The following is an 18,576-nucleotide window of genomic DNA, read 5'->3' as shown; positions in this document are numbered from 1 at the left end:
AAGAACTGAAGGCCATAAATAACTTCTATCAGTTATAAATCCTGCAGTAGTAGACATAGAAATAACTTGAAAAAAAGATTTATTCAATATTTCTAAAAAAGAATCGTAAATTTTGTACAAATACAAAATTGATGCGCAAAATACAAATAAAAAAATTTGAATTCCTATAAAAACTTTGAATTCTTGATCTTTCCAGTATACTTTTAAAGAATGGTAGTGTACTGCGGAAAAATGTAAATTATAATTGCAACTAGAAATTATTAAAAAAACTGCCACTATAGTGTTAATTAAAGGACTGTTGTAGTGACCTATACTATTATTTTTTGTAGAAAATCCTCCTATAGAAACTATAGAAAAACTATGCGCTACCGAATCGAAAAAACTCATACCTGCTATCCAAAGTAAAAAAATGCATAAAATAGTTAAAGATATATAAATTATCCATAAATTCTTTGCTATTTGAGAAATTCTAGGACAAATTTTATTGTCTTTTATAGGACCTGGTATTTCTGCATAGTACAATTTTGTACCTTCTATAGGTAAAATTGCGACAGCTAAAACTATAATACCCATTCCTCCAAACCATTGAAGCATTTGTCTATAAAAAAGAATTCCCATAGGCAGTTTTTCTAAATTCAGTAAAACTGTTGCTCCTGTTGTAGTTAATCCTGAAAAAGACTCAAAAAACGCATCTGTAACAGAAAAATAGGGAAATTTTATTAGTAAAAATGGTAAAGATCCTAAGCTACCTAAAACAGTCCAAAATAGCACTACAACTAAGAATCCTTCTCTGCTGTTTAATCTACCTTTTTGTTTTTTATTCGGTATCCAAAAAAAAATACCTATTATAAAAGAGTACAAAAAAGTTTTTAAAAAAGCTGATTCTGAATTATCTTTGTATATAAAAGATATTAAAATAGGTAAAATAGAAATAAAAGAAAAAAGAAGTACCAATAATCCAATAACACGAATTATGTTTCGAAAATTCATATTACAAATTTTTATTAAGTTAGTATAAAAATCATTCTTCTACCCTAATTATAAAATAGAGTATAATTTTTTAGCATTACTATAAATTAAGAAAATATCTTTAGTTTTTTCCAAATTTTTTCAATACGCACACAAGTTTCTTTATTCATAAAGATTTTACTTTGAAAAGTTTGTCTAGACTCTGCTTTTAATTTCTCAGTAGCATCTATTCCCATTTTTGATCCTATTCCATAATCAAAAGAAGCAAAATCCAAAATATCAGAAGGACAGTACTTAATAAATAAGCTGTCTCTATAAGGATCTACACAAGTACTGATAGACCAAAAAACCTCTCTCCAGTCCCTAATATTTACATCATCTTCGCATACTATAATAATTTTTATATACATAAACTGTTGTAAAAATGACCAAATTCCCATCATAATTTTTTTTGCATGTCCAGGATATTTTTTTTTTATGCTTACTAAAGCTATCCTATAAGAGCAAGCTTCTGGAGGAAGATAGAAATCTGAAATTTCTGGAAATTGCTTTTGAATAATTGGAATAAGTATTTCATTCATATAGTACGATAGTACAGATGTTTCATCTGGATATTTTCCAGAATATGTAGAAAGATAGATAGGATATTTTTTTCTAGTAATCACTTCGATATTAATAATAGGGAAATATTCTTCCTTATTATAAAATCCTGTATGATCTCCATTTGGACCTTCTTTTGCAGATTTTTCTTCTATAAAACCCTCTAAAACTATTTCAGAATTTTCTGGTACTCTTAAATCATTAGATACACACTTAACTACTTTAGAATTTTTTCCTCTTAAAATTCCAGATATAGAATATTCCGACAAAGAATTTGGAACAGGCATAACTGCTGATAGTATTGTAATAGGATCAGACCCTATAAAAATAGATATAGGAAATTTTTCTTTATTATTTTTTTTCCATTCTTGAAAATCTATTTCTCCTCCTCTTTGAGGAAACCAACGAATTAATAGTTTATTTTTACTGATTACTTGTAGTCTATAAATTCCTAAATTTTGTCTATTATTTGATAGACTTTTTGTAGTTGTTATTCCCCAAGTTATTAGTTTCCCAGAATCTTTTGGCCAACAATGCATTATAGGAAATTCAAATAGATCGACTTTTTTTTTACCTACTACTATTTCTTGACAAGAAGCATATTTAACTTCTTTAGTATAAGTATGAAAAATTCTTCTATAAATAGAGAACTTTTTTACCATATCTCTAAAATTCTTTGGAGGAGTAGGATTTCTAAAAAAAGAAAAAATTTTTCCAATTTTTCTTAATGATTTTTTTTTTTCTATTCCTATACCAAATAGTATTCTTTTTTCATTTCCGAATAAATTACATAGTAGAGGATATTCGCTCCCTATAGGATTTTGAAAAAAAAGTGCCGGTCCTTTTTTTAAAATTGTTCTTCTAGCAATTTCTGTAATTTCTAGTTTTGGATGTACTGGAAAATTAATTTTTTTTAATTCTTTATGTTTTTCTAAAAATTCGATAAATTTTTGTAAATTTTTAAATTTCATAAAATTAAATCTCAAAAAATAGAAGTATTTTTTAAAAAAAACGCTATAAGTAAAAAAGAAATCAAAAAAATACAAATTTGATAAAAAATTTTTATTTGCAGAAAAAGCTTTTCTATCTTTGTAAAAATTTTTTTTTCTTTTTCATTCTTTATTTTTCTAATCTCAGATTTTTTAAAATTTTGTAGGGTACTAAAGTTTTTTTCTAAAAATTTAAATTTTTTTACTATTGTTTTTAGAATATCAAAAAAATTCATTTCTTTAAATATCCAACTTTCGACAATAGGCTTAGCAATTTCCCAAATATTTAATTTAGGATAAATTTTTTTTCCTAATCCTTCTATGTAAAAAATTGTTTTTTGTAAAAGAAATAATTTTGGATTTATTATAACGTTAAATTTTTGTACAATACGAAAAATTTCTATTAAAAAATTACTAAAAGATATATTTGATATCGACTGTTGAAAAAAAGGTTCGCACGCTTTTTTAATAAAAATTTCGAATTTTTTAGTATTAATAGTACTTTTTACCAAACCTAATTCAATATGTAAAATAACAATTTTTTTATAATTTTTATTTAAGAAAGCTAAAAAATTTTCTGCTAAATATCTTTTTTCTTTACTAGATATTTTTCCTACAATACCAAAATCTATGCTAATATACTTAGGATTTCTTGGATTATACTTACTTACAAATACATTCCCAGGATGCATATCTGCGTGAAAAATTCCATTTTGAAAAACTTGTTCAAAAAAAATTTTTACTCCTTTTTCTGCTAATAACCTCATATTAAAATTTTTTTTTCTTAACATTTTTAAGTTATCAATAGGTATTCCAAAAATTCTTTCCATAACCAAAATTTCTTTAGTACAGTACTGATCGTATACTTTTGGTATGTATAATAATTTACTATTTTTAAATTGTTTTCTAAAAATAGCAATATTCTTTTTTTCTTTAATTAAATCTAATTCATCAAAGAGTATTTTTTTGTATTCCAAAAAAAAATCCAGTATTTTCATTTTTTTTAATTTTTTAGAAAAAATATAAGAAATTTTTATAAAGTTTTCTATTAATTTAGTATCGATTAAAATATTTTTAACTATGTCTGTTCTAATAACTTTTATAATAATTCTTTTTTTATTCTTTTTTAGTTTTGCGCAATAAATTTGCGCTATAGAAGCAGAAGAAAAAGGTTTTTTTCTTAAATCGATTAACCAAGAAGATATTTTTTTTTTGGTTTTTTTTTCTATGTATTTATAAATTTCTATATTTTTATCAATTTTTACTTTATTGCGTAAAAAAGAAAGCTCTTTAATTGTGGAAAAAGAAAAAATATCATGTCTTGTAGAAAGCATTTGCCCAAATTTAATCCAAATTGTTCCTAATTCTTCTAAGCATTTTCTAACTCTTTTTGAATACTCAATTTTTTCTTCTGTTTTTTTTACCCAAAAGAATAAAGAAAAAAAAATTTTTAAAAAAAAAATTTTTTTGAAAATTTTTCATAAATCCTGTTTTTCAGAATTACTGTAAAAATATCAATTATTCTGAGGATTTTTTTAATCATATTTGTAAAAAAATTTTACTTTTCTCCTTGGTATATAGTAATAATTCCAAAAAATTTTTTTTGAAATTTGACTTTTTTAAAACCTTTTTTAATCAACATATTTTTGAATTTGTTTCTTTTTGGAAAGTGTCTTATAGAATTTACTAAGTACTTATAAGCAAACTTTTGACCTGAAACAATTTTTCCTAAAATTGGAATTACTTTAAAAGAGTAAAAATTATAGATTTTTTTAAAAGTTTTATTATTCGGCATAGAAAATTCTAGAATTGATAATTTTCCTTTTTTTTTTAAAATTTTATGAATTGATTTTAAAGATTTACTTTTATCAAAAAAATTTCTTATTCCAAAACTTATTATTACATGATCGAAAGAATTTTGTAAAAAAGGTAAATTTTCTGCTTCAGATTGTAAATAGTAAATATTCTTTATGTTTCCTGCATTTCTAATTTTTTCTCTTCCTAATTGAATCATATCATAATTTGAATCAACTAAAATAAGTTTTATACTAGTACCAAATAATTTTATTATTTTCTCAGAAATATCTGCTGTTCCACATGCTAAATCTAAAACTATTTGTCCAGATTTAATATTTATACTTTTTATAAAATTATTTTTCCACAATCTATGCAATCCAAATGACATTATATCATTCATTAAATCGTATTTTTTTAAAATTTTTTTAAAAACCAGATGAACTAATTTTCTTTTTTTAGATTTAAACATTTCAATTTTACTTATTATCTTTCTATAGAAATACGCATTTTTTTCATAGCATTTTTTTCGATCTGTCTAACTCTTTCAGCAGATACTCCATAAAGATTAGCTAATTCTTGAAGAGTACTTTTTTTTTTATCGTCTAACCATCTAGATTTTATGATATATCGACTTCTTTTATCTAATTTTGCAAGTGCTAAATTTAATCGATTTGTGCATCCTTCTCTCCAATGATTCTCTTCTGAGTTTTCTTTGCATTCTAATCTTTCATGAACTTGAAAAAAAGAAGAGCATCTTTCTTGTCTATTTTCTGGAATAGGATCAAAAGCTATATCCTGGGCGAACATTCTAGATTCCATTTCTCTAACATCTTTACTAGTAACACCTAATTTTTTTGCTACTGTTTCAATTTCGTTTTTATTGAACCAACCTAATTTTTTTTTTGTTTTTCTAAGATTAAAAAATAATTTTCTTTGAGCTTTAGTTGTAGCGATTTTAACAATTCTCCAATTTTTTAAAACATACTCATGTATTTCGGATTTTATCCAATGTATAGCAAAAGATACTAATCTTACTCCAATTTCCGGATTAAATCTTTTTACAGCTTTCATTAAACCAATATTTCCTTCTTGTACTAAATCAGCATGAGGTAATCCGTATCCAGAATAACTTTTCGCTATATAGATAACAAAATGTAAATGTGCTAAAATCAACTTTTTTGCTGCTTCTAGATCATTTTTATAATATAGTTTTCTAGCTAAGTTTTTTTCTTGTTGAGAAGTAAGCATTGAATACGATCTACTACTTCTAAAATAATTTTCTAAATTTGTTTTTTTTTTGTATAGTAAAGAATTTTCTTTTTTCATTTAAATCCTGAATAGTTAATTATTTAAATAAATCAATTATTTAATGGATATCTTTTGGTAATATTTCCTGTATAAATTCATTTGGATTAAAAGATTTTAAATCATTAATTTTTCTTCCATTACAAATATACTGTATAGGTATTTTAAAAATATCCGATATAGGAAATATAATACCTCCTTTTGCACTACCATCTAGTTTAGTAATAATAATACTGGTAACTTTTATTTCTTTGTTAAATAATTTAACTTGATTGATAGTATTTTGTCCAGAGCATGCATCTATTACTAAAATTACTTCTTCAGGATAAAATGGATGAATTTTTTTTAAAGTCTTAATGATTTTTTTCAATTCTAAAGATAGTTCTTTCTTATTTTGAAATCTTCCAGCTGTATCTATCATAATAAAATCAAATTCAGAAAATCTGTTTGATTTAATTGCATCAAATATTACTGCAGATGCATCTTTATAATTATCTTTAAAAAATACAAAAATATCTTCTGTTTCAAAGCTTTTTAATTGTTTAATAGATGCTGGTCTCCTAGTGTCAGCAGCTACTAACATAATTTTTTTTCCTTTCTTAGAAAAATTTTTAGCTAATTTTCCTATAGTTGTTGTTTTCCCTACACCATTATTTCCAACAAATAAAAAAGTAGAATTTTTTTTTTTAGATAGTAAATTTACACTTTTTTTGCAAATAATGTTTAACATTTCCTTTTGTAGGATATCGAGAATTTTGCTATTTTCACTTATTTTATCTTTATCAACTTTTTTTAAAATTTTTTTAATAATTTTATCTGTTGTTTGTATTCCAACATCAAAAGAGATTAAAGTATATTGTAATTTTTTTATTAATTCTGTAGTATTTTTAGTACTAAAAAACAAATTTTTTATTTTCTTAAAAATTTGATTTTTTTTACTAAAAAAGTATTTTTTTGTATTTACAAAGTATTCTTTTTTTACGATACTTTTAATTTTTTTTAGAATGTTATTTTTTTTCATACTTTTTACTAAAATATAAAGTGTTAGGATTTTAAATTTTCTTATTGTATTATAATATTTAAATATCATGAAAAGAAAATTTGTTCGTATTTCTGGTGGAAAACTATGCGGGAAAAAAATATATTTTACAGGAAAAAAGACTCGCCCTACTCAAGGAAAAATTAGAAAAATTCTATTCAATTGGATTAGCGATAGAATAGAAGGAAAAAATTGTTTAGATGGATATTCAGGCAGTGGAATTTTAGGATTCGAATCGATTTCTAGAAAAGCAAATAGTGTTTTTTTTATAGAAAAAAACTATTCTTGTTACAAACAAATTAAAAAAAATTTGAAAAGTATTTCTATTAGCAAAAATTTTAGAATTATTAATGCTAGTTTCATAAACTGGATTCAGTTTAGTAAAAATAAATTTGATTTACTTTTTTTAGATCCTCCTTTTTACAAAAAAAATATATTTTTTATACTAAAAAAACTGAAAAAAAAGATTTTTAATAAAAATTCAATGATTTACATAGAAACAGAAAAAAAAAACTCTTTTTTTATACCTAATGATTGGATTCTATATAGAAAAAAAGTTTCTGGAAACGTACTATTTTGTTTATATTTTATAAAATAAAATACTATGTTTTCGTTTTTGAAAAAAATGAAAATAATTTTGCATTATTCCCTAACTTAGGAGAGCAGGAATTTTTTTCTTTATTTACTACATCTATTCTAATAATTGCTTGTAAAGGAATATAACTTTTACTCACTCCTTTAAACTCGTTTTTTATTTTTTCTTCCGACGGATCTACAACTATTTTACTATTCTTTGAAAATATGAAGTCTCCTATTTCGATAAATCCTAGCATTGGACTTTGTCCTAATTCTCTAACAAGTAATTGATAGTTTTTTCCATTGCTAATGAATTGAATTCTATATACGATTTGAAAATCACTCATAATTTTTTCCATTTTTATTTGTAAAAATAAAAGAATATTTTAAATAAGATTTCGATTATTAGCCTTATTTATAAAGTAGATATCTATTAAATACTAAAAATAGATCAAATTTTTTAGTGCATAGTTTAAGTACTGTTTTTGGTATTCTATAAAAAAAATTCTAAAAAATATAGTATTTTATTTGATTATATCAATTATGTTTCGGATAATAATAATAATTAATATTGTGCAGTACAAAACATTATGATATATCTTTTTACAAATGGACTAGAGGTATATACTAGCATAATGCTAATACTAGCATTACTGTTTTCTTTAGTATATGAAATAATTAATGGTTTTCATGATACTGCTAATTCTGTAGCTACAGTTATATATACGAAAGCTATGCATCCAAGATCAGCTGTAATTATCTCTGTAGTATTCAATTTTTTTGGTGTTTTATTAAGTGATTTAAGTGTAGCTTATTCAATAACTCATATACTTTCTACAGAATTTGTTCTAAATTTAGGATCAAATTATAACTTGATAATGATTTTTTCTATATTACTAGTAGCAATTTTTTGGAATTTAATTACCTGGTATTTTGGAATTCCTACTTCTAGTTCACATACTTTAATAGGATCTATTGTAGGAGTAGGTATAACAAATGCATTTGTATCAAATAGATCATTTATAGAAGTTATTAATACTAAAAAACTTACTGAAATACTAGTTTCCTTAATACTTTCCCCAGTAATAGGACTAGTTTTTGCAGGTTTTATAGTATATTTAATAAAAAATTTTTACAAAATAGATAGAAAAAAAGAAAAAAAAAATTGTTTTTTAGTAGAAAAAAACAATATAAATAAAAAAAAACTTTCTTTTTGGACAAAAACTACTTTGATTATTTCAGCTTGCGGAATTAGTTTTTTCCATGGAGCAAATGATGGACAAAAAGGAATAGGTTTGATAATGCTTATGCTAATAGGAATTGCACCTTCTAGTTTTTCCATCAATCTATATACTAAAGAATACGATATTAATAAAACTAAGCATTCTTTAACAGATTTGTATAGATTTTATCAAAATAATCAAGAAAAAATAAAATGTTTCGAAGAAAAAATAAAAAATAATTCAAGTAAATGCGTACCAATTAGAGTACAACAAAAAGAAAAAAAAGTTAGTATCAGTGATGTAAATTTTTCAATTAATAGAGTTCTTTCTATTTTAAATAATGTGAATGACTATAATGTATTAAATAAGAAAGAAAAAATTAATATGAGAATTTTACTAAATTTTGTTCTGAATTCTATAGAAAGTGTGCAAAAAATGCCTTGCATTTCTAAAAAGGAAAAAAAACATCTTCATAATTTACGAAAAAATATCATCGTCAATGTAGAATATGCTCCAATATGGATTATATTTTCTGTAGCTATATCCTTAGCTTTTGGAACCATGATTAGTTGGAAAAGAGTAGCAAAAACTATAGGAGAAAAAATTGGGAAGAGTAGAATGACTAATCTTCAAGGAATCACTTCTCAGATTACTACTAGCATTTCCATAGGTATAGCGAGTTATACTGGAATGCCAGTTTCTACTACTCACGTTCTGTCTTCTGCTATAGCAGGTTCTATGTTGATTGATGGAAAAAGATTACAAATTAAAACTGTTAGAAATATACTAACCGCCTGGATTTTAACACTACCAGTTACTATAATTTTTTCTGGATTTTTGTATTTTTTAATTTTAAAAATAGTATGAAATTAGTTTTTAAAATAGTAAAATGTTGCTATATTTCTGATAAAAAATTATTTAGGGAACAAAAAATGAAATTTTATCTTTCAAATCTTCCTTATAGTTATAACTCATTAGAACCGTATTTTGATGAAGAAACTATGAGAATACATCACACAAAACATCATCAATCGTATATAAATAATCTAAATAACCTACTAGAAAAAAAAAAAGAATTTTCTAATTATTCTTTAATACAAATAATAAAAAATTTGCAAAATTTTCCTAAAGAAATTAGAGAAAAAGTTAGAAATAGCTCTGGAGGACATCTAAATCACGATTTATTTTGGAAAATTTTAAAAAAAAATACTGTTTTATCAGGAGCTTTAAAAAAAGAGATTTGTAAAAATTTTGGGAGCAAAGAAAAATTTATTAAAGTTTTTGAAGAAAAATCTATTTCCCATTTCGGATCAGGTTGGGTCTGGCTAATTAAAAAAGATAGTACTCTTTTTGTAGAGTCCACTAAAAATCAAGATAATCCTATAATGGGGGAAAATATTACAGGAGTAAAATCAGGAACTCCAATTTTGGGAATAGATTTATGGGAACATGCGTACTATTTAAAATATAGAAATGAAAGAATTAAGTATATTAAGGCTTTTTGGAATGTAGTAAATTGGGATCAGGTTTCTTTGCTTTTCAAAGAAAGTAAATAATAAATAAAAAAGAGCAAAAATACTTGCAAACTATTTTTGCTCTTAATAAGTAATTATAGAAAAAATTGAAAATGTCCAAATTTTAGAAGAATAAATTTTATTTTGTTTAACAGAAGTATTCTATTTTCTTTTATTTCTTTTTCTTTAGTAAAAACTACAACATTTTTAAAAAATTTCTCTATAGGTAAGTATAGTTCTTCTATTTTACACAGAATTTTTTGGTATTTTTTTTCTTTGTACAATTTTTCAGTAAATTTACTAACTTCTAAAATTTTTAAAAATAGTTTTTTTTCAAATTTTGATTCAAATAGAGAGTTTTGTATTTTTTTTGTATCAGAAATTTTTTGATTTTTTAGAATTTTAAAAATTCTTTTAATGATAAAAAAGAATTTTCTGTCTCTTTTTGTATAAAATTTTTGCAATGCATGTATTCTTAAATAAATATCGTAAATACAATAGTTTTCTAGAGAGAAAATAGAATTAATAGTTTCTTTTTGGTATTTTTTTTTTAATAAAATTACTTTTAATCTAGAGAATATAAAAAAAATAATTTTTTTTATAAGACTTTCTTCTTTTATGAACAAATTAGTATTCTGAAAAATTCTATTTTTTTTATATAAGAAAATAGATTTTTTTATTACTTCCTTAAAATTTAAAAAAATTCTTTTATTTATTAAAATATTAATAATACCAATTGAAAGTCTTCTTAAAGAAAAAGGATCTTTTTTACTATTTGGAATTTCATTTTCTATAAAGCATCCAACAATATTATCTACTTTTTCCGATACGGCTATTACACAGCAAAAATTATTTTTTGGTAAAGAATCTTTTAAAAATCTAGGGTGGTACTGTTCTTTTTGAGCAAGATAGATATTTTTTTCTTCTCCTTGTATTTTTGCATAGCACATACCAGCAATTCCTTGCAATTCCGGATACTCAAAAACTATTTTAGTTACTAGATCACATTTAGAAAGTAAAATAGCTCTACCAATTTTTTTTAAAAAGTTAGATTTTAAAAAATTTTTTGCTATATATCTAGCAATATGGTACATTCTTCTAGTTTTATCCATCATAGATCCTAAATTTTTTCCAAAACTTAAATTTTTTAGTTTTCTTATATTTTTCACAATTGGTACTGCAGCATCTTTTTCAAAAAATTCTATTGTATCTTTCAATTTAGAGTTTAGAAATTTTTCATGATCTAAAACGACCATTTTGCTAAGATTTTCAATTTTGTTAGTAATAAATATAAAAAAAGGCAGCAAAATTTTTTTTTGATCGTACACAGGAAAATATTTTTGTATATTTTGTAAAATATGTATCAAAATATTGTTTGGAAGAGCTAAAAATTTTTTTTCAAATCTACCTAGAATAGCTACAGGATATTCGACCAATGAAGCAATTTCTTCTAAAAATTTTTTTTTTATCCTAACCACTCCTTTTACTATTTTTTCTATTTTTTTTATTTCATGTTTTATAATTCTTTTTCTTTTTTCTAAATTTGGTATTATAAAGCAGTTTTTTTCTAAAAATTTTGGATACTGTTGTGCATTTTTAAGAGACAAACTATTTGAATTTTCAAAAAATTTATTTTTTGCTATAATTCTGTTACTAGAGATTCCCATAATTTCAATTGAAAGCAATTCTTTATTTAAAAGACAAGTTACAGTTTTTATTCTTCTTACAAATTTAAAATTTTTATTATACCAATACATACCATCTATAGAAGATATTTTTTGTACAGAAAAAGTTATAATTTTTTGAAAAATCTTTGTAATTAAAGTAAGAAAATTTTTTTTTTCTATATGAAAAATTACTTTTTTATTCTTTGTATAATTAGAAATTTTTTGCACTTTATCAATTTTGAAATTGATAGAAGATACTTTTATTGCAATTCTAGTAGGAGATGCATACCAATAAATTCTTTTGTACTTTATAAAAAATTTTTTTAGATTTTTTTTAAAATACGATAGAAAATTTTTTGCTATTTTTTGTAGAGATTTAGAAGGAATTTCTTCTGTCCCTATTTCTAGTAAAAATACAAATTTTTTCATCTTTTCCTCAATTTCTTTTTTTTATGCTTGAAAAATATAATTTTGCTATTTTTTTAGATATAGATTGTAGTTCTAGAATAATTTTTTTTCTTCTAAATTGTGATATTTTATTTTTTGCTTCTATTAAATTAAATGTATGTATAGCTTTTAAAAGTTGTTCATAAGAAGAATACAAAAACTTATTATTATTTTTAATAAGATTTTTTGCCTCATCTATATAATTATATAAACAATAATTTAAAAACTTTTCGTTAGAAAATTCAAAATTATATTTTGATTGTTCAAATTCTTTATTATAATGAATTTCATGGTATTTAATATTCTCAAAATTATTTTTGTTCCATACAATTTCTTGTATGCTGTCTGTATTTTGTATATGCATAGCTATTCTTTCTAATCCGTATGTAATTTCACATAAAACTGGATTACAATCAATATTTGCTATTTTTTGAAAATAAGTGAATTGTGTTATTTCTACTCCATTTAATCGTATTTCCCAACCTTTTCCTACTGCACTCAAGCTAAAATTTTCCCAATTATCTTCTAAAAACTTAATATCGTTATTAAATATTTTTATTCCAATTGATTTTAATGATTCTAAATATAGATCTTGTATGTCTATAGGTGAAGGTTTGACAATTACCTGGAATTGATAATAGAATTGCGATCGATAAGGATTTTTTCCGTATCTACCATCTATAGGCCTTCTAGAAGGTTGTATATATACAGCACGAATTGGATTAGGATTAATAGCACTGAAATATGTAATTGGATGAGATGTACCTGCTCCTACTTCCATATCAAAAGGAATTATTAAAGTATATCCTTTAGAAATCCAAAATTTATGCAAAGAAATCACTAATTTTTGAAATGTATCACAGTTTCGTCTATTCATAAAAATTTAATTTCTTATTTTTTTTTAATATAATAATAAAAATACTATGTAAAAATTGGTTAAACAATTCTTAGCAAAAAATGCTACTTGAAATTACAAAATTAAAGTTTTGGAAATTTTATGTCTATCAAAAATAATATAGAAATATTTTCTTATTTTTTAATTTTTACTTTTTTATTACTTTTAATTCCTTTACATTTATTTCCTTGTTTTTTAGCAGGATCTATAATGTATGAAATAATATTTTCTTTAACTCCATATCTAGAAAAATTTTTTGGAAATTATAAATCAAAATTCTTTATTATTATTATAATATCGATTTCTATTTTTGGATCTGTATCGATAGGATTATTTAGTTTAGTACACTTTTTAACATCTGAAAAACAATATGAAATAGATATCTTAAAAGAAGCAAATCAAATATTTCTAAATCTAAAAAATAGTTTATCTAAACATTTTCCGTATTTTCTTCCCAATAATACAGAAGAATTAAAAGAAAAATTATTTTTTTTTCTTAAATCTAATATTTCTATTATTAGAAAAATAGGAAAAAATTTTCTTCATGGAGTAATGACTGTATTTATAGGTATAGTAATCGGATCTATTATATCTCTTAATAAACCTTCAAAAAAAAAAAAAACATACTTTATTAAAAAAATTTGTGAAAGAATATCTATTCTTTCTAGTGCATTTAGAAATATTATTTTCGCTCAACTGCAAGTTTCTTTAATTAATACATTTTTAACTTCTATTATGATACTAATTTTATTTCCGATTTTTGGAATGAATTTATTTTTTAAAAAAACTTTAATTTTGATTACTTTTATACTTGGACTACTTCCGATAATTGGAAATCTAATTTCTAATTTTATAATTATTGTATCTGCAATTTCAATTTCTTTTACTGCTGGATTTATAATGACAATATACTTGGTACTAATACATAAATTAGAGTATTTTTTAAATGCTGAAATTGTTGGAAATAGAATACAAGCTAAATCTTGGGAAATACTACTAGCTATGCTAATTTTTGAAGCAGCTTTCGGAATACAAGGATTAGTTGCTGCTCCAATTTATTATGCTTATTTAAAATCTGAATTAAGAAAAAAGAAAATTATATAAATTTTTATATATCTACATTTTTTGCGTATTCGCAATTTTCTTCAATAAATTTTCTTCTTGGTTCTACTGAATCACCCATGAGAGTTGCAAATAAGTGATCCGCTATTTTGCAGTCTTGAATATTAATTTTTACTATTCTTCTTGTTTTTGGATTCATAGTAGTTTCCCAGAGTTGATCTGGATTCATTTCTCCTAATCCTTTATATCTTTGTATCAAAATTCTAGATTTTAAATTTTTTTCTAACCAATTTATTGCTTCATCTATAGATAAAATTTTTTTTATCTTTTTATCTTTTTGAATGTATGTTTGATTTTGAAAAATATTTCTTACTATTTCAGAGAATTTTTTAGTTTTTTTAAAATCTATAGAACAAAAAAAGTTTTTATCAAATAAAAAAATTCTTTTTTTATCAGAATTTTCTTCTTTTATGAAAAGAAAAAATTCATTTGTTCTTTCTTTTTTTAAAATTTGTAATTTGTATTTTTTTTTCTTATTAGAATGTTCTTGTAATTTTTTAAAAAAAACTTCTAAAAATTCTTGCATACTTTTTTTACAAAAAAACATTTTTTCTTTAAAAAATGAAAAAGTATATAAAATGGTAGAAAGTACTTCAATAGTGTAGTTTTTAATTTTTTTAATTAATTCTTTTTTAAGAAGTGTGTATTCAATAAATAATTTTTCTAAATTTGATTCAGAAAATAAAATTTCTTTTTTATGATTAAGAATAGAAGAATTTTTACAGAATAGATGAATTTGGTATTTATACATAGATTTCTCATCTTTTATATATTTCTCTTTTTTTCCTATTTTTATCTTATATAGAGGAGGTTGAGCAATGTATAAATAGCCATTTTGTATAATTTTTGGAAGTTTTCTATAAAAAAATGTCAATAAAAGAGTTCGAATATGCAGTCCATCTACGTCTGCGTCTGTCATAATAATTATATTGTGGTATCTGAGTTTTTCTAAACTAAATTCTTTTTTTGCTACCCCGCATCCTAATGCTGTAATTAGTGAAGTTATTTCTGAGGAAGAAAACATTTTTTCAAAACGAGCTTTTTCAATGTTTAAAATTTTTCCTTTTAAAGGAAGTATAGCTTGATTTTTTCTATTTCTTCCTTGTTTTGCAGATCCTCCAGCAGAATCTCCTTCTACTAAATATATTTCAGAAAGATTTGGATCTTTTTCTTGACAATCAGCTAATTTACCAGGAAGACTTCCAGTTTCATTTCCTATTTTTTTTCTTGTTATTTCTCTAGCTTTTTTTGCGGCAATTCTTGCTTGTGCAGCAGAAAAAATCTTATTTAGTATAGATTTCGTATCGCTAGGATTTTCTGATAAAAATTCTAAAAATTTTTCGATTATTATAGATTCTACTATCGATTTTATTTCTGAAGATACTAATTTTTCTTTTGTTTGAGAAGAAAATTTTGGATTAGCAAACTTTATAGAAAGTACTGCAGATACTCCTTCTCTAATATCTTCTGCTATAGGATGAACTTTAAATTTATTTTTGTATTTCTCTTTCTGTATATAAGTATGTATTGTTCTAGTTAAGGCTGATCGAAATCCTGATAGGTGTGTTCCTCCACTATTTTGCGGTATATTATTTGTAAAACAAATTATATTTTCTAAAAAACTATTGTTCCATTGTAAAGCTAATTTAACTTGTATACTGTCCGTTTTTTTAGAAAAGTAAAAAATTCTATTGTGTATGATTTTTTTATCTTTATTGAGATATTTTATAAATCCTTTTATTCCTCCTTTTTCATAAAATAAGTACTTTTTTTTATTTTTTTTATTTTCTAAAAAAATTTTTATTTTAGAATTTAAAAATGATAGTTCTTTTAATCTTTTGATTAGTATTTTTTCTTGAAAATATACATTTTTTTTGAATATATTTAAATCTGGCCAAAATCGTATATAAGTTCCTGTTTGTTCAGTTTTTCCAATTTTTTTTAAAGGAAATTTCGGAATGCCAAAATGGTATTTTTGTAGATATACTCTACCTTCTTTTTTTATAACTAATTCTAATTTTTTTGATAAAGCATTTACAACGGAAATTCCTACTCCGTGTAAACCTCCAGAAATTTGATACGATTTATTATCAAATTTTCCTCCAGCATGCAATATTGTCATTATAACTTCTGCAGAAGATATTTTTTCTTGTGGATGAAGATCGACTGGTATCCCCCTTCCATCATCTTCTACTGATATAGAATTATCTTCATGCATTACAATTATAACTTTTTTACAAAAACCAGCTAAATATTCATCAATAGAATTATCTAGTACTTCAAAAGCCATATGATGCAATCCAGAGCCATCTTCTGTATTTCCTATATACATTCCAGGTCTTTTTTTAACTGCATCTAGTCCTTTCAGAATTTTAATATTTGAAGCATTATAGGTATTTTTCATATTTATTTTTTAAAAGTAATTTTAATTTCAAGAATATTTGCAATCATATTATAAATATATTGGCATTAAAAGATACAAAAGATTTTTTTCTTCTTCGTTTTGTATTTTTATACTAGAATGTTCGTTAGTAATAGAAATTTTTATTTCTTTGCATTTTATAGTATTTATAATTTCTATAAGATAGTTGACATTAAATCCCATTTCTATTGGATAACCTATATATTTAACATTTAAGATTTCTTTTGCACTTTCTGTACTAAAATTTTCAGAAATTATTTCTAATTTATTTTTTTTTAAAAGAAATCTAGTATTTTGAAAATTTTCACAAGATATAATAAGAACTCTCTTTAAGGCTTTTTTAAATTCACTACAATTTATGTATAAAAATCTATTTGGATTTTTTGGAAAAACGCTATGATATTTCGGATATTCCATAGATATAGTTTTAAAAGAGAAAACTAATTTTTCAATACTCATTTTTATACTACTTTTAAAAATTTGAAATTCTACAATTTTTTCGCTATTTTCTACTATTTTGTATATCTCCATAATTGAAACTCTAGGAACTATAAATTTTTCTTTAATATTAGTATTTTCTATGGTATCTAAAAAATAAGCCAGTCTATGTCCATCGGTTGCAACTACACAGATTTCTTTATTTTTGATTTCAAATAGCATTCCATTTAAGTAGTATCTAGAATCTGATTTTCCTATAGCAAAATAAGTGTATTGAATAAGATTTTTTAATTTTTTACAAGAAATAAAAAATACTTTTTTTTCTCCAATTAATTCTATATTTGAAAAATTTTTTGTTTTACAAATTGATAAAGTATACGAACTTCCATTTGAAAAAATAGAAATTTTTTTTTTTTCAACACGAATAGTAATTTTTTGTTTTTCTGATAAAAATCTAAATATATCAAAAAATTTTTTTCCAGGAATAGAAAATACTTTTTTTTTGTACTTTTTCTTTAAAAAAATTTTTGCAACAATTTCCATATCTAAGCTAGTAGATTTGATGTACATTTCGTAATTTTCTACTTCTATAAAAAGATTTTCTAATTCTGGAATAACAGATTTTTTACTAATAATACTAACTACTTTTCTCAAAGGTTGTAACAAATCACTTTTTGTAATATCTATTTTCATAATTTTTAGTTATTATCTGTTCGATTTTTTTAATTTTTTCTTTAAATTTTACGTCTTCTTTACATTTTTTCTCTATTCTTTTTAAAGAATATACAATAGTAGAATGTTTTCTATTAGAAAATATTTTTCCTATTTCTTTTAAATTGAGAATAGTTATATTTCTAATTGTAAAAATAGAAATTTGTCTGATTAAGTTTAATCTTTTCGAGTCTTCGTAAGAAATTAATTCTGAATATCGAATATTATGAATATTAGCTATTTTTTTTTGAATTTTTTTAGCATACTGAATTTTTTTTTCTTTTAGTAATTTTTTAGATGATCTTTTTTTCTCCAAATTTTTTTTTTTAAATCTGAATTTTTTTTTCCCACTGTAAAAAATAAAGAAATATTTTTTTTTTTCATACTTCTTTTAAAAAAAAGTGCAATATTTTTTGCATACAAATTTTTTATTTTTTTTAAAATAAAAAAATTAGGTGTATATATAAAAAAAATATTTTTTTTAAATTCGACTTGTATTGGTTGAATAAGACTATCGAATTCTTTTTTAAGAATCTTATTTTTTAGTTTTTTAGTATACTGATTCCAAATTTTTATTAAGAAATTCTTTATACTCATAAAAATTGTATAAATAATAAATGTATTGTTTACTTTATTAAACTTTTTTTTTATAATAAAAAAAATTTATAATTTTTATTATAAACTAAAAATATACTAAACTTATATATTTTATGAAAAGAACTTATCAACCTTCCGTACTAAAAAAAAATAGAAAGCATGGATTTCGTTCTAGAATATCTACTAAAAATGGTAGAATCATATTGGCTAGAAGAAGAATGAAAAATAGAATTCATCTAACAGTTTCTTCTAAATAATTTTAAAA

At 22.7% G+C, this 18,576-nt stretch carries 18 protein-coding genes; 5 read left to right on the top strand and 13 right to left on the bottom strand.

The genetic code is table 11. From position 1 onward, the window contains the following. From AOQ89_RS01915 to ftsY, 6 genes are all read right to left on the bottom strand, one after another. Positions 1-990 (bottom strand): potassium transporter TrkG (locus AOQ89_RS01915; RefSeq protein ID WP_243469331.1); only part of this gene is annotated, 990 nt, incomplete at its 3' end. An 86-nt stretch (positions 991-1,076) separates the two neighbouring features. Then, positions 1,077-2,540 carry a UbiD family decarboxylase gene (locus tag AOQ89_RS01910; RefSeq protein WP_080873349.1) on the bottom strand — a complete coding sequence of 488 codons (1,464 nt, stop codon included), beginning with the start codon at positions 2,538-2,540 and terminating at the stop codon, positions 1,077-1,079. A gap of 11 nt (positions 2,541-2,551) precedes the next feature. After that, positions 2,552-3,892, bottom strand: coding sequence for an AarF/UbiB family protein (locus AOQ89_RS01905; RefSeq protein ID WP_080872912.1), 1,341 nt, complete (start codon positions 3,890-3,892; stop codon positions 2,552-2,554). Between the two features lie 224 nt (positions 3,893-4,116). Beyond that, positions 4,117-4,824, bottom strand: coding sequence for a bifunctional demethylmenaquinone methyltransferase/2-methoxy-6-polyprenyl-1,4-benzoquinol methylase UbiE (gene ubiE / locus AOQ89_RS01900; protein WP_080872909.1), 708 nt, complete (start codon positions 4,822-4,824; stop codon positions 4,117-4,119). 14 nt (positions 4,825-4,838) lie between these two features. Then, positions 4,839-5,681: an RNA polymerase sigma factor RpoH gene (rpoH, locus tag AOQ89_RS01895; protein ID WP_080872905.1), complete on the bottom strand. Its 843-nt coding sequence runs from the start codon at positions 5,679-5,681 to the stop codon at positions 4,839-4,841. A gap of 40 nt (positions 5,682-5,721) precedes the next feature. Beyond that, complete coding sequence (gene ftsY, locus AOQ89_RS01890; protein ID WP_195909766.1) at positions 5,722-6,681, bottom strand: signal recognition particle-docking protein FtsY; 960 nt, start codon at positions 6,679-6,681, stop codon at positions 5,722-5,724. A gap of 67 nt (positions 6,682-6,748) precedes the next feature. Here ftsY and rsmD point away from each other — a divergent pair, with 67 nt between their 5' ends. Continuing rightward, positions 6,749-7,297 carry a 16S rRNA (guanine(966)-N(2))-methyltransferase RsmD gene (gene rsmD, locus AOQ89_RS01885; protein ID WP_080872901.1) on the top strand — a complete coding sequence of 183 codons (549 nt, stop codon included), beginning with the start codon at positions 6,749-6,751 and terminating at the stop codon, positions 7,295-7,297. A gap of 4 nt (positions 7,298-7,301) precedes the next feature. Here the strand turns inward: rsmD and AOQ89_RS01880 are convergent, their stop codons facing one another. Beyond that, positions 7,302-7,622: a DUF1820 family protein gene (locus tag AOQ89_RS01880; RefSeq protein WP_080873348.1), complete on the bottom strand. Its 321-nt coding sequence runs from the start codon at positions 7,620-7,622 to the stop codon at positions 7,302-7,304. Between the two features lie 243 nt (positions 7,623-7,865). Here AOQ89_RS01880 and AOQ89_RS01875 point away from each other — a divergent pair, with 243 nt between their 5' ends. Beyond that, entirely contained in the window at positions 7,866-9,365 is a 1,500-nt protein-coding gene (locus tag AOQ89_RS01875; protein WP_080872899.1) for an inorganic phosphate transporter, read from the top strand. A gap of 65 nt (positions 9,366-9,430) precedes the next feature. Beyond that, on the top strand, positions 9,431-10,054 hold the full coding sequence (locus AOQ89_RS01870) for a superoxide dismutase (protein ID WP_080873347.1): 624 nt from the start codon (positions 9,431-9,433) through the stop codon (positions 10,052-10,054). A 53-nt stretch (positions 10,055-10,107) separates the two neighbouring features. Here the strand turns inward: AOQ89_RS01870 and glyS are convergent, their stop codons facing one another. Both glyS and glyQ read right to left on the bottom strand, forming a co-directional pair. After that, the gene (gene glyS, locus AOQ89_RS01865; protein ID WP_080872897.1) at positions 10,108-12,108 is read right to left on the bottom strand and encodes a glycine--tRNA ligase subunit beta; all 2,001 of its coding nucleotides are present in this window, start codon (positions 12,106-12,108) and stop codon (positions 10,108-10,110) included. A gap of 7 nt (positions 12,109-12,115) precedes the next feature. After that, positions 12,116-13,003 carry a glycine--tRNA ligase subunit alpha gene (gene glyQ, locus AOQ89_RS01860; protein ID WP_080872894.1) on the bottom strand — a complete coding sequence of 296 codons (888 nt, stop codon included), beginning with the start codon at positions 13,001-13,003 and terminating at the stop codon, positions 12,116-12,118. Positions 13,004-13,123: 120 nt separating this feature from the next. Between glyQ and AOQ89_RS01855 the strand changes: the two genes are divergently transcribed. Then, positions 13,124-14,125 carry an AI-2E family transporter gene (locus tag AOQ89_RS01855; RefSeq protein WP_080872890.1) on the top strand — a complete coding sequence of 334 codons (1,002 nt, stop codon included), beginning with the start codon at positions 13,124-13,126 and terminating at the stop codon, positions 14,123-14,125. 4 nt (positions 14,126-14,129) lie between these two features. On the opposite strand, the gene gyrB is transcribed toward AOQ89_RS01855, so the two are convergent. The 4 genes from gyrB to AOQ89_RS01835 are packed head-to-tail and all read right to left on the bottom strand — an operon-like array spanning position 14,130 to position 18,311. Further along, positions 14,130-16,547: a DNA topoisomerase (ATP-hydrolyzing) subunit B gene (gene gyrB, locus AOQ89_RS01850; protein WP_080872886.1), complete on the bottom strand. Its 2,418-nt coding sequence runs from the start codon at positions 16,545-16,547 to the stop codon at positions 14,130-14,132. A gap of 48 nt (positions 16,548-16,595) precedes the next feature. Beyond that, positions 16,596-17,696: a DNA polymerase III subunit beta gene (dnaN, locus tag AOQ89_RS01845; protein WP_080872881.1), complete on the bottom strand. Its 1,101-nt coding sequence runs from the start codon at positions 17,694-17,696 to the stop codon at positions 16,596-16,598. Beyond that, on the bottom strand, positions 17,671-18,030 hold the full coding sequence (locus tag AOQ89_RS01840; protein ID WP_195909765.1) for a helix-turn-helix domain-containing protein: 360 nt from the start codon (positions 18,028-18,030) through the stop codon (positions 17,671-17,673). The genes dnaN and AOQ89_RS01840 overlap by 26 nt, the downstream gene beginning before the upstream one ends. Beyond that, the gene (locus AOQ89_RS01835; protein WP_080872877.1) at positions 17,997-18,311 is read right to left on the bottom strand and encodes a DnaA N-terminal domain-containing protein; all 315 of its coding nucleotides are present in this window, start codon (positions 18,309-18,311) and stop codon (positions 17,997-17,999) included. Before AOQ89_RS01835 ends, AOQ89_RS01840 begins: the two co-directional genes overlap by 34 nt. A 113-nt stretch (positions 18,312-18,424) precedes the next feature. On the opposite strand from AOQ89_RS01835, the gene rpmH reads away from it, so the two are divergent. Continuing rightward, positions 18,425-18,568, top strand: coding sequence for a 50S ribosomal protein L34 (gene rpmH / locus AOQ89_RS01830; protein ID WP_080872875.1), 144 nt, complete (start codon positions 18,425-18,427; stop codon positions 18,566-18,568). Positions 18,569-18,576: the final 8 nt, after the last annotated feature.

This window comes from bacterium endosymbiont of Pedicinus badii, from assembly GCF_002075085.1.
Classification (GTDB): domain Bacteria; phylum Pseudomonadota; class Gammaproteobacteria; order Enterobacterales; family Enterobacteriaceae; genus PRUG.
The sequence above is the reverse complement of the archived record's forward strand: the minus strand, read 5'-3'. Positions and strand labels throughout refer to the sequence as shown.

Bases quoted from the DNA above. Each gene is read 5' to 3' on its own strand.
- AOQ89_RS01910 (WP_080873349.1), bottom strand. From the start codon at position 2,540: ATGAAATTTAAAAATTTACAAAAATTTATCGAATTTTTAGAAAAACAT.
- AOQ89_RS01905 (WP_080872912.1), bottom strand. From the start codon at position 3,892: ATGCTTTCTACAAGACATGATATTTTTTCTTTTTCCACAATTAAAGAG.
- ubiE (WP_080872909.1), bottom strand. From the start codon at position 4,824: ATGTTTAAATCTAAAAAAAGAAAATTAGTTCATCTGGTTTTTAAAAAA.
- rpoH (WP_080872905.1), bottom strand. From the start codon at position 5,681: ATGAAAAAAGAAAATTCTTTACTATACAAAAAAAAAACAAATTTAGAA.
- ftsY (WP_195909766.1), bottom strand. From the start codon at position 6,681: ATGAAAAAAAATAACATTCTAAAAAAAATTAAAAGTATCGTAAAAAAA.
- rsmD (WP_080872901.1), top strand. From the start codon at position 6,749: ATGAAAAGAAAATTTGTTCGTATTTCTGGTGGAAAACTATGCGGGAAA.
- AOQ89_RS01880 (WP_080873348.1), bottom strand. From the start codon at position 7,622: ATGAGTGATTTTCAAATCGTATATAGAATTCAATTCATTAGCAATGGA.
- AOQ89_RS01875 (WP_080872899.1), top strand. From the start codon at position 7,866: ATGATATATCTTTTTACAAATGGACTAGAGGTATATACTAGCATAATG.
- AOQ89_RS01870 (WP_080873347.1), top strand. From the start codon at position 9,431: ATGAAATTTTATCTTTCAAATCTTCCTTATAGTTATAACTCATTAGAA.
- glyS (WP_080872897.1), bottom strand. From the start codon at position 12,108: ATGAAAAAATTTGTATTTTTACTAGAAATAGGGACAGAAGAAATTCCT.
- glyQ (WP_080872894.1), bottom strand. From the start codon at position 13,003: ATGAATAGACGAAACTGTGATACATTTCAAAAATTAGTGATTTCTTTG.
- AOQ89_RS01855 (WP_080872890.1), top strand. From the start codon at position 13,124: ATGTCTATCAAAAATAATATAGAAATATTTTCTTATTTTTTAATTTTT.
- gyrB (WP_080872886.1), bottom strand. From the start codon at position 16,547: ATGAAAAATACCTATAATGCTTCAAATATTAAAATTCTGAAAGGACTA.
- dnaN (WP_080872881.1), bottom strand. From the start codon at position 17,696: ATGAAAATAGATATTACAAAAAGTGATTTGTTACAACCTTTGAGAAAA.
- AOQ89_RS01835 (WP_080872877.1), bottom strand. From the start codon at position 18,311: ATGAGTATAAAGAATTTCTTAATAAAAATTTGGAATCAGTATACTAAA.
- rpmH (WP_080872875.1), top strand. From the start codon at position 18,425: ATGAAAAGAACTTATCAACCTTCCGTACTAAAAAAAAATAGAAAGCAT.